The 13,230-nt window shown below is 36.4% G+C and carries 14 protein-coding genes and 2 pseudogenes; 11 read left to right on the top strand and 5 right to left on the bottom strand.

What is annotated here, in order from left to right:
* Window positions 1–13 precede the first annotated feature (13 nt).
* The 4 genes from ACOI1D_RS13965 to ACOI1D_RS13950 all read left to right on the top strand — a co-directional run bounded on the left by ACOI1D_RS13965 (window position 14) and on the right by ACOI1D_RS13950 (window position 4,668).
* The gene (locus ACOI1D_RS13965) at window positions 14–784 is read left to right on the top strand and encodes a hypothetical protein (protein ID WP_422501914.1); all 771 of its coding nucleotides are present in this window, start codon (window positions 14–16) and stop codon (window positions 782–784) included.
* Between the two features lie 27 nt (window positions 785–811).
* Entirely contained in the window at window positions 812–1,756 is a 945-nt protein-coding gene (locus ACOI1D_RS13960) for an FTR1 family iron permease (protein WP_422501912.1), read from the top strand.
* 96 nt (window positions 1,757–1,852) lie between these two features.
* Window positions 1,853–3,343 (top strand): hypothetical protein, encoded by a 1,491-nt coding sequence (locus tag ACOI1D_RS13955; RefSeq protein ID WP_422501910.1) that lies wholly within the window; start codon window positions 1,853–1,855, stop codon window positions 3,341–3,343.
* 17 nt (window positions 3,344–3,360) lie between these two features.
* Entirely contained in the window at window positions 3,361–4,668 is a 1,308-nt protein-coding gene (locus tag ACOI1D_RS13950; RefSeq protein ID WP_422501909.1) for a UDP-glucose dehydrogenase family protein, read from the top strand.
* 165 nt (window positions 4,669–4,833) lie between these two features.
* Here ACOI1D_RS13950 and ACOI1D_RS13945 read toward each other — a convergent pair.
* A pseudogene (locus ACOI1D_RS13945) lies at window positions 4,834–4,919 on the bottom strand (recombinase family protein); the annotation flags it as partial.
* On the opposite strand from ACOI1D_RS13945, the pseudogene ACOI1D_RS13940 reads away from it, so the two are divergent.
* Window positions 4,915–5,087, top strand: a pseudogene (locus ACOI1D_RS13940) (DUF4158 domain-containing protein); the annotation flags it as partial. The pseudogenes ACOI1D_RS13945 and ACOI1D_RS13940 sit on opposite strands and share 5 nt — an antisense overlap.
* 71 nt (window positions 5,088–5,158) lie before the next feature.
* On the opposite strand, the gene ACOI1D_RS13935 reads toward ACOI1D_RS13940, so the two are convergent.
* Window positions 5,159–5,281, bottom strand: a complete 123-nt coding sequence (locus tag ACOI1D_RS13935; RefSeq protein WP_422501907.1) for a hypothetical protein — start codon at window positions 5,279–5,281, stop codon at window positions 5,159–5,161.
* 184 nt (window positions 5,282–5,465) lie between these two features.
* On the opposite strand from ACOI1D_RS13935, the gene ACOI1D_RS13930 reads away from it, so the two are divergent.
* Together ACOI1D_RS13930 and ACOI1D_RS13925 are read left to right on the top strand one after the other, a co-directional pair.
* Entirely contained in the window at window positions 5,466–6,089 is a 624-nt protein-coding gene (locus ACOI1D_RS13930) for a flavodoxin family protein (RefSeq protein ID WP_422501906.1), read from the top strand.
* 94 nt (window positions 6,090–6,183) lie between these two features.
* A complete protein-coding gene (locus tag ACOI1D_RS13925) occupies window positions 6,184–7,533 on the top strand; it encodes a dihydrolipoyl dehydrogenase family protein (protein WP_422501905.1) in 1,350 nt (449 codons plus the stop codon).
* A 57-nt stretch (window positions 7,534–7,590) separates the two neighbouring features.
* On the opposite strand, the gene ACOI1D_RS13920 is transcribed toward ACOI1D_RS13925, so the two are convergent.
* The 3 genes from ACOI1D_RS13920 to ACOI1D_RS13910 form a co-directional block, all read right to left on the bottom strand.
* Entirely contained in the window at window positions 7,591–8,241 is a 651-nt protein-coding gene (locus tag ACOI1D_RS13920) for a LysE family translocator (protein WP_422501904.1), read from the bottom strand.
* 236 nt (window positions 8,242–8,477) lie between these two features.
* A complete protein-coding gene (locus ACOI1D_RS13915; RefSeq protein WP_422501940.1) occupies window positions 8,478–9,131 on the bottom strand; it encodes a haloacid dehalogenase type II in 654 nt (217 codons plus the stop codon).
* A 111-nt stretch (window positions 9,132–9,242) separates the two neighbouring features.
* A complete protein-coding gene (locus tag ACOI1D_RS13910) occupies window positions 9,243–9,680 on the bottom strand; it encodes an OsmC family protein (protein WP_422501903.1) in 438 nt (145 codons plus the stop codon).
* Window positions 9,681–9,817: 137 nt separating this feature from the next.
* Here ACOI1D_RS13910 and lspA point away from each other — a divergent pair, with 137 nt between their 5' ends.
* From lspA to ACOI1D_RS13890, 4 genes are all read left to right on the top strand, one after another.
* The gene (gene lspA, locus ACOI1D_RS13905; protein ID WP_422501901.1) at window positions 9,818–10,285 is read left to right on the top strand and encodes a signal peptidase II; all 468 of its coding nucleotides are present in this window, start codon (window positions 9,818–9,820) and stop codon (window positions 10,283–10,285) included.
* Window positions 10,286–10,422: 137 nt separating this feature from the next.
* Window positions 10,423–11,781 carry a nitroreductase family protein gene (locus tag ACOI1D_RS13900; protein ID WP_422501899.1) on the top strand — a complete coding sequence of 453 codons (1,359 nt, stop codon included), beginning with the start codon at window positions 10,423–10,425 and terminating at the stop codon, window positions 11,779–11,781.
* A 105-nt stretch (window positions 11,782–11,886) separates the two neighbouring features.
* On the top strand, window positions 11,887–12,741 hold the full coding sequence (locus ACOI1D_RS13895; protein ID WP_422501897.1) for an APC family permease: 855 nt from the start codon (window positions 11,887–11,889) through the stop codon (window positions 12,739–12,741).
* 11 nt (window positions 12,742–12,752) lie between these two features.
* Entirely contained in the window at window positions 12,753–13,223 is a 471-nt protein-coding gene (locus tag ACOI1D_RS13890; RefSeq protein WP_422501895.1) for a hypothetical protein, read from the top strand.
* Window positions 13,224–13,230: the final 7 nt, after the last annotated feature.

The following is a 13,230-nucleotide window of genomic DNA, read 5'->3' as shown; positions in this document are numbered from 1 at the left end:
AGGGGATGTTTTCATGAAAAAAATTAGTTTATCATTACTAGTTCTTATGCTTTTTACTCTAACTATTCAAACAAACGTTTTTGCTTATTCTTATGGAGATCCAAATAAAGAAAAAATAGCAGAAGTTTACAAGAAAATGGTGGTAAAGCTAAATGAATCCCCGCCAAATTACGAGGAAGCTAAAGAACTTTTCTTAACTGTAAAAGAAGAAATAGACATGCACATGGGAGAAGATGCTTCTCGGTTTATTCTTGATCCTCTCAATAGTGAAGATAAACAGTCTACTATTCAAAATATGGAGAAACTACTGGCTTTAAATATTTCGAGACGGTTAATAGCAGTCGAAAAGAGCTTTGAGGAATTTGATAAGAGCAAAAAGATACTAGCAAAAGGTTTTGCTACATATCAGGCACTTTCACCAGCTGTCAGGGAAATTGACTCAGAACTTGATGAACAAATTAAAAATCAATTTGATATTACGCTTGAGTCCTTAGGAAATCCCGGACTTTTTGGTGTAGGGGAAAAGCCATCAGACATAGAACAATTTAAACAAAATAAGAAAGTTATCTTAGATTCATTAAAGGAACTGTTTAATATTGAAGCGTTTGATGTTGGACATTTCACTAAGAGCCAGACAGAGCAGGAGTTAGAAAATGAACAGGTTCGTTCTGGAGATGAATATACAGATTACTCAGATTGGAGAAACTGGATTCCGCTTTTAGTAATAGTGCTAGTAATAGCGGGAACAGTTATCTATTTTGTGAAAAGAAAAACCAGTAAGTAGAGGATTCCCAAATGAGGAGGAACTACATTGGAAATTCAGGCATTATTAATAACCTTTCGTGAGGTACTGGAAGCTTTATTAATCGTTGGGATAATTACTACATATCTAAAACGAACTGATAATAAAAAGTTTACAAAGTATGTCTGGCTTGGTGCTGGCCTGGCAGTACTTGCAAGTTTAGGTGTTGCTATGCTTTTTCAGGTGGTTTTTACTGGGTTTGCTGCAATGGGAAGCGAAATATATTTAAAAATAGGAATTATGCTTGTTTCATCTGTTCTGTTAACACAAATGGTGTTTTGGATGGCAGAACACAGTAAAGACATGAAGGGGAAAACGGAAGGGAAAATGAAACACTTTGTTACAACAGGAAATGTGGTAGGGATGGTTGTACACTCTTTCCTGGTAGTCCTTCGTGAAGGTGTGGAAACAGTATTCTTCTTTGCAGCTATCACAGGTGGCGATATTGAGAAAGGCCTTCAAGGCTGGGGGGCGATTTCAGGTGCTGTTATTGCCGCTGGTGTTTGTTACCTTTTCTTTAAAGGAACAGTCCGGATCCCACTTAAATCCTTCTTTAAGGTTACAAGCATTTTTATTGTATTGATCGCTGCAGGGCTGCTCGTACAAGGTATTTCCATGATGCAAGATGTTAAGCTGATTGGAAGCATCATGCCACATGTATACAATATTACATTTTTATTGCCTGAGCATCCGATTGATTATACACATTTCGTCCGGGACACAGGAATACAGCCAATTTTTTCTGGTGAAGTAGGTATCTTCTTGAAGGCACTCTTTGGATACTCTTCTATGCCTTCGATAGAGGAAATGATTGGTTATCTTGGTTATTTTGCTGTTATTTATATGATAATTAAAGTGAAGTATGGTTCTGCTAAGGCAGAGGCAAGTATCAAAGAAACATACTCGAAGCAAGTGTACGCCGGTGGATACCAAGGAAAAAATGCATACAAATAAACAAACTTTCAGACAAGACGTGAGACGCTGCGTCTTGTTTTTATTTCCAATACAGAATCAATCTCGAATATATGAAGAAAAGGGTCTAAATTAAGAATGAAAAATACTAAAAAGCTGTATATCTATTGGGGATTGTTTATAGTATTTGTTTGTTGTGTTTCTTATGTTAGACTGCTTTACAGTAGCCCTTTTGCTAGTTCATGGGATCAAGTGGATTTTGCACTGGCTGTCACAAACTTTGATTTGTATCAAATGCAGCCTCATTTTCCAGGGTACCCATATTTCATATTGGGTGGAATGCTATTTAATCATTTAGTTAATGATTCCGTTCAAGCTCTTTCTATCTTTAATACGATTATGGCAGTTACCTCAGTTGTACCAATCATTCTTATCTTAAAAAGTTATGTTAACTTACGAGCGAACTTTCTTATAACTGCTAGTATCTATTCCATGAGCTACATGTGGGTGTTAAGTACTGACCCTATGAGTGAAGCTGCTGCTGTTGCAGTTTTGTGGTGGTTTATATGGAGTTTACGGGTAGCAAAAGAAAAACCAGTGTTTTGGATTTCAGTTGTTCCTTTAGTATTTTTTAGCATATTAATGGGGATTCGTTTATCTTACATTCCATTTGGAATTGGGATTTTATTATTGTGGTACTCTTATCACAAGCATTTTAGCGAATGGTTTGCATTTGTTCGATTCATCTTCCTGCAGGTTATTATTGCGGCATTATTGCAATTCATTTGGATAGGTGGTCTAATAATGTCTGCAGGGGGATTGTCAGCGTTCATTGAACTAGCTGTTGGTTTTGTGGGGGGGCACTTTACTGAGTGGGGTGGAGCAATTTCAGCAGACTCTATGCCACTTGTAGAGCGACTGTATAAGCTTATTTTTCATAATTTTTTATGGACAGGTCTGTTTGTCCAATCCCTTCCGTTAGCTCTTATATATATTCTTTTGCTTGGCTTGTTGGTTTTTTGCCTGAAGCGTAAAAAATGTGACACAGATCCATTCACCTGTTGGTTAATATTCATGTGGGTTGCCTATTTTTTATGGGTGCTGTTTGCTCAAAATGTGGACAAACCAAGACACATTCTTCCGTTAACAGGATTATTTGTCTTTCTATTGCTGAAAAGCACTTTCAGGTGCCGGTGTATGAAGACAAAAAGTTTAAATAGTATTTGTGTTGTCCTGATTTCGCTGCAGTGTATTCACGGAAGTCACCTCATATTTGAAAAGACCAATCAGCCTCCCGCGGTGTATCAGCTTACGAATTACTTAACAGAAATTGCTGAAACAGGTCCGATAACGGTTTACACATGGGAAGAATCCCGTGTAATGGAATTTTTAAAAGTCCCTTATCAGCATAAGGAAATATTTACATATGAATATTTTAAAATTGAACTGCCATCTAATAAAAAAATAAAAGTTTTTCTGACAGACCAGGTTATAAAAGGATTTGAAAAACAGGAGTACGCTGTTCAAAATCGAATAAAAAAAATAGAAACATTTCAGTCGAATTCATTGTTTAATCCAGTTTATGGGGAGATTTCACTCTATGAATGGACTGGTAAAAAAGAACAGTAGCGAAAGGGTGAAGGGTTTTGCGTATCGCAATTGTTGGTTCTGGATATGTTGGGTTGGCAACTGGTGTCAGTCTTGCCGAAGTAGGTCATCATGTAACCTGTATTGATAAGGATGCAGGGAAGATTAAAATGCTCCAATCTGGGAAGTCACCTATATACGAACCGGGTTTGGAAGCCTTTATAATCAAGAATTTGGAAGCCGGTTATTTATCTTTTTCGAACGATATTGATAACGGATGTTCTACAGCCGAGATTATTTATATAACCGTCGGGACCCCGCAGAATAAAGACGGTACTACGGATTTAACCGATATAAAAGAAGCCTCGATCGATATTGCTAAAACAATTAGTCAAGACGTGATAGTAGTAACAAAATCAACCGTACCAGTAGGAACAAGTGAAACTTTGAAACAGTTGATAGAAGAAAATCTGGTCCATCCAGTCTCCATTGAGATTGTTTCAAATCCAGAGTTTTTACGCGAAGGTTCAGCTATACATGATACGTTTAACGGTGACCGTATTGTTATAGGCGCTACTAATAACTTTGCCGCTGGAGTTATCGAAGAAGTTAACAGACCATTCAATGTACCTATTGTAAAAACAGAACTAAGAGATGCAGAAATGATTAAGTATGCCTCCAACGCCTTTCTTGCAACAAAAATTAGTTTTATAAACGAAATCGCAACTATTTGTGAAAAGGTAGGTGCTAATGTCGACCATGTAGCAAGTGCAATGGGAATGGATAAACGAATAGGTCATCAATTCTTGCAAGCAGGGATTGGATATGGCGGTTCATGTTTCCCCAAAGATACTAAAGCGCTTATTCAGCTATCCGGTAATGTTGAACATGATTTTGAATTGCTAAAGTCAGTGGTAAAGGTTAACAATAATCAGCAGGATTTGCTGGTGGAAAAGGCCAAACAACGCTTTAAGTCATTGACAGGAAGACGTGTTACCCTATTAGGTCTGGCATTTAAACCTAATACAAACGACATGCGTGAGGCTGCATCTATAACTGTGGTTGATAAGCTGATTGCGGAGAAAGCAGAAATCATTGTGTATGACCCGGTTGCAAACGAGACTGCGAAGCGGACATTGCCAGAGGGAGTTAACTATGCAGATTCATTTCAAACTGCAGTCAAAGATGCTGAAGTGGTCTTTATCTTAACGGAGTGGGAAGAATTTAAGCAAATAGATCTGTCTGAATTTAAACGGCTGATGAAGATACCAATTATTTTTGATGGAAGGAATTGTTTTGATTTAGATGTAATGAGGGTTTATGAAATTGAATATCATTCTATTGGCAGGCCATCAATTTTGCGATGAACCCTTTTAGTTGTAGGCAAGAAGTATTTATAATTTTGGTGGGAGTTAAAAGAAAAGTCAGTAGATTTTTTATAAGGAAATAAAGTATAAAAATAGTACACAAGATCAATAAACTGTGACGTAACTTTATCGTGCCTTCCGAACATCTCATCCTGATGAGTGCTTTACCGTAATTAAGAATTGGCTGTAAGGACTGATAAATCAAGCCATGTATCCTTGAGCAATTTCAGGTTTGCTTTTTTACTCCGTATAGGGTTTGCGGTTCAATTATCTATTCTTCGCTATCCAGGATGGCTATACACTCATATAAAGGATATATCAGATTCGGTTTTACATTCATAGCAAAACAAATTAATGTTGACTTTTCTTCTTTTGGTCTTTATCCCCAAAGAGAAAATACAATTTGGGATCATCTAAGAAATTCAGAAGCGAAACGGTAAAAAACTGAATGAAAAAGTAATACACTTTTCCAACATTGGACAAGCATTAATTAAAGCAAAAAAGGAAGCCATCCACCCGTTTGCTTTCGATAATTTTCAAAGTGATAGTTGTCTCTAGATACTGCTGTTAATGTGAAATCTGGTACCGGTTTACCAAGTTCAAATACTGACATAAAAATTCCTCCTTTAATAAAATTCATCCCTAAGTATAGTACCCTTAAATCTTACTTTTTAATGTAAGTAAACGTAAATAATTAAAAGAAATGTAAGCTAGATTACATGATTAGATGAGTTAGGATTTCAAGGACTATTTAATGGGTATATATAATTAGTGCAAATTTAGAGGAGGAGTATGAAATGAGTAATTTAAAAGTATTGTTTTTGAATGCGTCTTTAAAAGACAGTAATGAAGTGTCTAACACAGAAGCTCTATTTGAACAGGCGAGAAAGATTTATGAGAATGAAGGAGTCGTAACTGAAAGTATTCGGCTGGCAGAATATCATATACCATATGGGATTAGTGGAGATATGGGGGATGGAGATGAGTGGCCGATGATTTTGGAAAAGGTGAAACAAGCTAATATTGTAATAATAGGAACGCCTCTATGGTTAGGGGAAAAAAGCAGTTTAGCAACACTTGCCATTGAACGTCTATATGGTAGTAGTGGTGAAACAAATCAGAAGGGCCAAGCAATCTATTACAATAAAGTAGGGGGAGTCATTGTAACCGGGAATGAAGACGGTGCAAAACACGCATCTGCGTCTATTTTATACGGATTATCTCATATCGGATTTGTTATCCCACCAAACGTAGACACTTATTGGGTAGGTGAGGCTGGCCCTGGTCCATCTTATATTGATGCAAATGGGAAGAATAATGATTTCAGTCAAGAGCATATAGAAATGTTATCATACAATACAATGTACTTTGCCAGGCTCCTTAAAGAGCATTCAATTCCTGCTATAGGTAATACGTTATGAAAATAAATTTAAACCATGTACAAGGTACATGGTTTAATATGGGATTTATTGAGGGAAGATATAAGGAAAACACTGTATAGGAGTGGATAATCAAATGATGAAAGAATATGATCTGGTAGTAATAGGAAGTGGTACAGCGGGGTCTATTGCAGCAGCAAAGTGCAAAAAATCCGGCTGGAGTGTAGCTATGATTGATGAGCGTCCATTTGGTGGAACCTGCGCCTTAAGAGGCTGTGATCCCAAAAAGATACTGGTGGGCATTACGGAATATATGGATGGTGTTGAACGATTGAAGGGATCGGGTATTAACGGAGATATTTACATCAATTGGAATGATCTGATGAATTATAAAAAAACATTTACAGATGATTTTCCAGAAATGAAAGAAAAAGGGCTGAAGAAACAAGGCATTGACACGTATCATGGTCACGCTGCGTTTATAGATGAAAGCACAATAAAAGTAAACGAGGAAACGCTCCAAGGGGACTATTTTCTAATTGCGGCGGGAGCTTCTCCTGCTAAATTACCGATTGAAGGAAGTGAATACTTTACATTAAGCGATGAATTTTTAGAGCTTGAAGAACTGCCAAAGGATATCGTATTTGTAGGCGGTGGCTATATTTCATTTGAATTTGCACATATTGCGTCCAGAGCAGGCGCGAATGTTCACATTATACATCGGGGAGAACGGCCATTAGAAGGCTTTGATAAAGACCTGGTGGATCATTTAGTGAATTATTCTAGGGATATCGGGATTCAAATCCATCTTTCAACGGAAGTGAATAAGATTGAAAAAATGTCCGATCATTATAGCGTAACCGGAAAACAGGGCAGTGAAACAAAAGATTTCATGGCTGATCTTGTTGTACATGGAGCGGGAAGAACGCCTAATACAGATTCACTGAATTTAAAAAGCGCAAATGTGAATGAAAGTAAAAAGGGTATTGAAGTCAATGAATATTTACAAAGCACCAGTAATTCTCGTGTATATGCTGCCGGAGATGTTTCGGATTCACCGGGTACACCGCTAACGCCTGTAGCTGGTATGGAATCGCATTTAGTAGCTTCAAATATACTGAAAGGGAACCATCGTACTTATACCGAACAAGTAATGCCCAGCAGCGTATTTACGCTCCCTAAGCTGGCAACGGTGGGCATGTCAGAAGAAGATGCAGCGGAAAAGGGTCTTGATTTTAAAGTGAATGCCATTGACACAACCAAGTGGTTTACCTATAAGCGTACAAATCAAGCGGTTGCTTTTGCAAAAATAATCATAAATAAGGAGAACGATCAAGTTATCGGAGCGCATTTGCTTAGCCATGAGGCTGATGAACTAATTAATCTCTTTGCTACAGCTATTCAATTTGAATTGACAACAAAGAATCTTAAAAAGATGATATTTGCATACCCGACAGCAGCCTCAGACATTGGCTACATGCTATAATGATTCGTTAGGTGGTCTTATAAAAAAACAAGGTGAAGATGAAAAAGGGTCTTTATACTAAAAGAACGCTTTAATTCTAACTATAGCCTCATAAGCAAAATGGATACCAAATCCTAATAAAATTAGACTCGTTGTTAGGTTGATTAGTTTCATGATTTTGGGATTTAACAGTGTTTTGCTGAAGTGAATGGTTAGCGCCAAGTTCAAGTTCCACACCCCTATGCCGATAAAAATAGCGCTGTTCACGTAAAATGCTTTTATTATATTTTCATTATCAAATGAATCACTTAACACGGATCCATAAATCCCCAGCCAGAACAGGATATTTAAGGGATTGAAAGCCGCTATGGATAATCCTGTAAGATAACAGCTGATCAATCCGGTTCTCAAACGGCCGCTCCTGTTTTCAGAAGAATCCACCATTAGATCTATTTTATGAATGAGGCTCTGTACGCCAGTATAGGTTAAAATTAGTGCACCAACTATCAATAATATAAGTTGTACCCAGTTTAACGTCAGAAATCCTGATAGACCTTGATACATAAGGAACATTAAGAAGAGATCGGAAGTCATACCTCCGGCTCCGACAAGAAGTGAAGGCCACAATCCTTGATAGATGCCTCTTCTAATAATTTCTATGTTAATAGGTCCAATTGGTGCAGCGATAGATAAACCAAGTACGATTTGTCTAATCAAAAGTAAAAACATCCCTTACCCCCATTGTTTAAAGCTTGTCTTTAAATTAAATGCGTGTTTAATCGTAATTAGAAGTAAAAATGCGGTGTTTTCCAAGAAATTACTAGAGGGTTATGCAAGTTACATTAGCATAACACCGGGGAGGGAACTTGTTTTGACTAACGTTATTTTTTGACTTGGGATTTAAAGGTAGTATTATAAAAAAGCTGATTTTAAGAGTCGTTCCTCTCAAAATCAGCTTTTAATCATTACTTCCATTCTAATATGCCTGTTAAGGCTTGATAAACAATATTTGGTTCCAAATTCAATTCCTCAATGGGAAGGTTTTGTCGATTTATCCATGCGGTTTGGAATCCGTAGTTTTTTGCTCCTGATATATCCCAACCATTAGAAGACATGAATAATACTTCTTCGGGTTTTACTTTCAATACTTTTGCTGCATGATCATAGGAGGCAAAGGTCGGTTTTAATTGTCTTATTTCATCGATGCTAATTATTTCATCAAATAGATCGCAAATTTCCGATTGTCTGATTAAAGGATCAAGCATATCATGTGAACCATTAGAGAATACTGCTATTTTTTTGTCTTGTAATTGTGCCAAGACATCTTTCACTTCGGGATAAGTAGTGAGATGTAAATAGGCGGTTAGAAGCTCTTTTTCTGAAATTTTATCAAGTTGCTCATCGTGTTTTTTTACAGCATAACGTAAAGCGTCTCTTGTAACCGAGTGAAAGGTCTCGTAATTCCCCATTAATTGTCGCAAGTAACTGTATTCTAACTGTTTTCCCCTCCATGTTTTACTGATTTCGGTGCCTTTTCCACCAAAAAATTCATCACACTTTTCAATAACAGAATGAACGTCGAATAATGTACCATAAACATCAAAGACAAAGGCCTTGATAGAATTTCACTCCATCTATAACAACTCCTTTTAAATGTAACAAGAAGGTAGATTTGTTTTAGTAACTTCTCTACCTTCTTGTTATTGAGATTCACTTATTCTATGGAAATATTATGCCTTTGTCCAGTTTGGCACCATTTCAGTATTGGCAGCTTCTAACGTGGTGAATATTGGACATCTTGTATCGACAATTTCTTGTAACTCTTTAATGCGTTCTTCTGATTCACTCGTCTTTACCTGTGCATTTACAGTAATCGTTTGAAAATAAGGACGAACACCTTCTTTACCCATCATTCCTTCTGGGTCCAGCTCACCTTTCACATCAAACTCAATACCTTGGAGGTCAAAATCAATTTCTTTTGCTACCATATTTGCAATGACATTCTCACAACCTGCCAAAGAGATAAGAAGGGTACCTAATGGATTTGCTCCTTCATCCTGTCCTCCCATTTGTGCTGGTTCATCTATGATAACCTGATGATTTTTTGAAGTACCTACTGTTTGCATTCCTTTTGCTGCTGCAGAAATTTTTTCTATCATTTTTCCCATTCTAAACACTCCTCTATAAAACTAAGTTTCTTATTACATACCCTATGTTAAGCCCTCACAGAAAAAATGTATGTAAGCTAACTTACAAAGAAAATATCTTGTTATATAGTAGAGTTAATGAAAAAGGGGATAAAAAAATGAAAAAAATGTTTGTTTGGGTAACGCTGATTTTTCTCGCAATCGATTTAGTAACAAAAACATGGGCTGAAAATACGTTAATGATTGGTGGTAAACAGGAAACAGTTATCTCATATTTATATTGGAGCCTTCTATATAATAAAGGAATGAGTTTTGGTTTTCTTGAAAGTAGACCTACATTGGTCCTACTATTAAACTTTATTGCGATTAGTGTTGTAATTTATATATTAATAAAATATTTGAGTCATTCGTTCATGTGGTATATTGCAAGTGCACTTATAATTGCTGGTGGAATTGGGAACTTTGTCAATCGCTTATTTTCAGGTCATGTGATCGATTTCATTTCCGTTCAGGGATATCCAGCAATATTTAATGTTGCTGATATCGAAATTCGACTTGGTATGGTTTTTATAATAATTCTTGTTTCAAAGGATTACTTTGTTGAGAAACGAAAAGAAAAGTTATAGTGTAACAACTTCTCTATCAAAGATAATTATCCTTTAGAGTCAGGGAGTTTGAATCAACCATTAATGAAAGCGTTTACAAAACCAATCGGTTACCTTATAATATATCTAATATTTAAAAAACTAAACGAGGTGAATAAATGGCTGTTAGTAAAGGCTTTATTGAACTGGATTTTATTCGGATGAACGCCGAAGAACAACAGAAAAAAATAGATAGTTTTTTAAATCTAATGGAGAATCGTAGAAGTGTAAGAAGTTTTTCAAACGAAACAGTTCCTGAAAAGGTACTTGAAAATGTAATTCGTTCTGCTGGAACATCACCATCAGGTGCAAATCAGCAGCCTTGGACCTTTGTTCTTATTAAAAATCAAAAAATCAAAAAAGAAATTCGTATCGCTGCTGAAAGAGAAGAGAAAGAGAGATTGGAACAATCTTCCTTGGAATTCAAACAAGAAAATTCAGTATTAGGAAAGAAAGAATACCTAGAAGAAGCGCCTTATTTAATTGCCTTATTTAAAATTAATCATGGACTTGAAACAAAAGAAGATGGTACGACAGAGAAAATCAAACATTATTATGTTCAGGAGTCTATATCTATCTGTTCTGGTTTTTTGTTATCCGCCTTAGAAAATACTGGTTTGAATAGCTTAGTTCATACACCGGTTGAGGCAACACAATCAATTCTTAACCGTCCAGAAAATGAATCGCCATTTTTACTCATTGCAGTTGGATATGGAAAAGAAGATTATCAACCTCCTAAGCTAAGAAGAAAGCCGCTTTCAGAAATAATTCTTAACCAACCACTACAACCAGCTAGGAATACATTAGCGCCGCCGTTTCAAAAAACTACTTTTCTGCGTGATAACGAACTAATTCATCGTGCAGAAAATTATTATAAATTTATTAAAAAACGAAGAAACGTGAGAGATTATTCAACAGAGCCAGTAGATGAGCAGTTACTGTATAAGGCTCTACAAGCTGCCGCGGCAACGCCATCAGGAGGAAACCTTCAGCCATATCGATTAGTCGTAGTCAGCGATCAAAGAACAAAGGAGTTGATAAGGGGATTTGCCGAAACTGAAGAAAGGAAGCTGTATGAAGAAAAAATATCAAAAGAGTGGAAAGACGCACTAGGTCCATTAGGCACCGGTTGGAAAAAACCTCATTTAACAGATGCACCATATTTAATTGTTGCTTTTAGAAAGCAAGTGAAATTAGAAGAGGATTCACTAATAGATGGCAGTGTACTAATCAGAAAAAATTCAATGGCTTTAGCATCTTCAGCCATGGCAGTCGGTGTGTTAATCTGTGCGTTGCGACATGCCGGATTATGCACACTGACACATACACCAAGTCCTATGAAATTTTTGGGAGATCTGTTGGACCGACCTAAAGATGAAGTTCCTTTTGTTGTTTTGCCTGTTGGTTATCCTGCTAAAGATTGTAAAGTCCCTGATATAACAAAGAAAGATCTATCTGAAATATTGGTGAAAATATAGTTATAAGTGTTTTTTTAAGCACTGTAAAATGTGTCCGTTTTTCAGAAGTAGAAATTGGTCAAAGTCATGTAGTAGAAGTATTAATTATTTTAGGGAGGAAAAAAGATGATTCCAAAATTAAAAAGAGATTTAAGTAGTTGGCATGCTTATGCTTTAATGCTTGGTGGCATGATTGGTGCAGGAGTGTTTGTTGTTACGGGGGAAGCTGGGGCGCAAGCCGGTCCAGCTGTGCCATTCGGTTATATTATTTTACTTCCTATATTATTATCATCAGCGCTTGCTTATATGATTTTTTTGAGCACACCTTTGGGGAAACATTCTGGCGGGGCTTATATTCACATAAGTCGTACATTTAAAAGCCATTTCACTGGATTTATTTTCATGTGGTTTCAATTCATTGCAATGCTTGGTGTGATGACAATTATGGCTATTTCATTTGGAGAGTACTTATACTCAATGATTGGTATAGGAAGTCCACTGATCTTTGCAACAGCTCTCACTCTTTTATTTTACGTTTTAAACCTGATAGGCGTTAAGTGGTTCGGCAAATTCCAAATAATCATGACCATCTTGTTACTGGTTGCTATTGTCGTTCTAGTTGTACCAGGTTTGTTTTTTATTGATTTCAAGAATTACTCCCCTATGCTACCATATGGTTGGAGCGGACTTATTGGTGTACTACCGATTTTGTTTTTTTCATATTTTGGATTTGAGCAGCTTGCACAAGCTGGAGGTGAAATCAAAGATCCACAAAAATCATTGCCCAGAACAATGTTTAGAGGTTCATTAGTAATAATGTTCATCTATTTCTTGATTTCATTTGTTGCATTTGGCGTAATAAGCCATGAAAAACTAGCAGCTTCTCATAGTGCAATGGCAGATGTTGCTGCGGTTTATTTACCAGCAGGAGGAAACTGGATCGTTGGATTAGGTATTATAATGGCATTTGCAACTACTTAAATGGTCTTATGATGGTTGTTTCCAGAATCTTGTTTAGCTTTGCAGAAGACCATGCCGTTCCTAGTATATTTTCTAAAGTTAACTCAAGGTTTAGTACACCTCATATTGCGCTAACAATGAATACACTTTTGGTACTTTTACTATTATGGACAAATACGATGGGATACATTATGAAAATAGCATTGCAATGCATGTTTATACTTTATATTGGGCATTCGCTTGCTATGATTTTACTTCCCTATATAAGAAAAGATTTATTTAATACTGCAATTTTTAAACCTGCCAAAGGATTGATACTTACATGTGGTATATTTGCAATAGTAGTTTTATTGTACTTTAGTTTTAACATGATTCTGCATGTACTAGGAACCCTATTAGTGTGGGCAGTAGTTGGGGTGGTATTTTATTTAATTGGTAAAAGGGAAGGGAAGATTGCAGGGTTTGATTATAAGAAACAGATGGAAGACGAACTCTCAGCCTAACTATTAC

Source organism: Virgibacillus sp. DJP39 (assembly GCF_049310925.1).
Classification (GTDB): Bacteria; Bacillota; Bacilli; order Bacillales; family Amphibacillaceae; genus Virgibacillus_F.
This window is presented reverse-complemented; position numbering and strand designations above follow the sequence as displayed.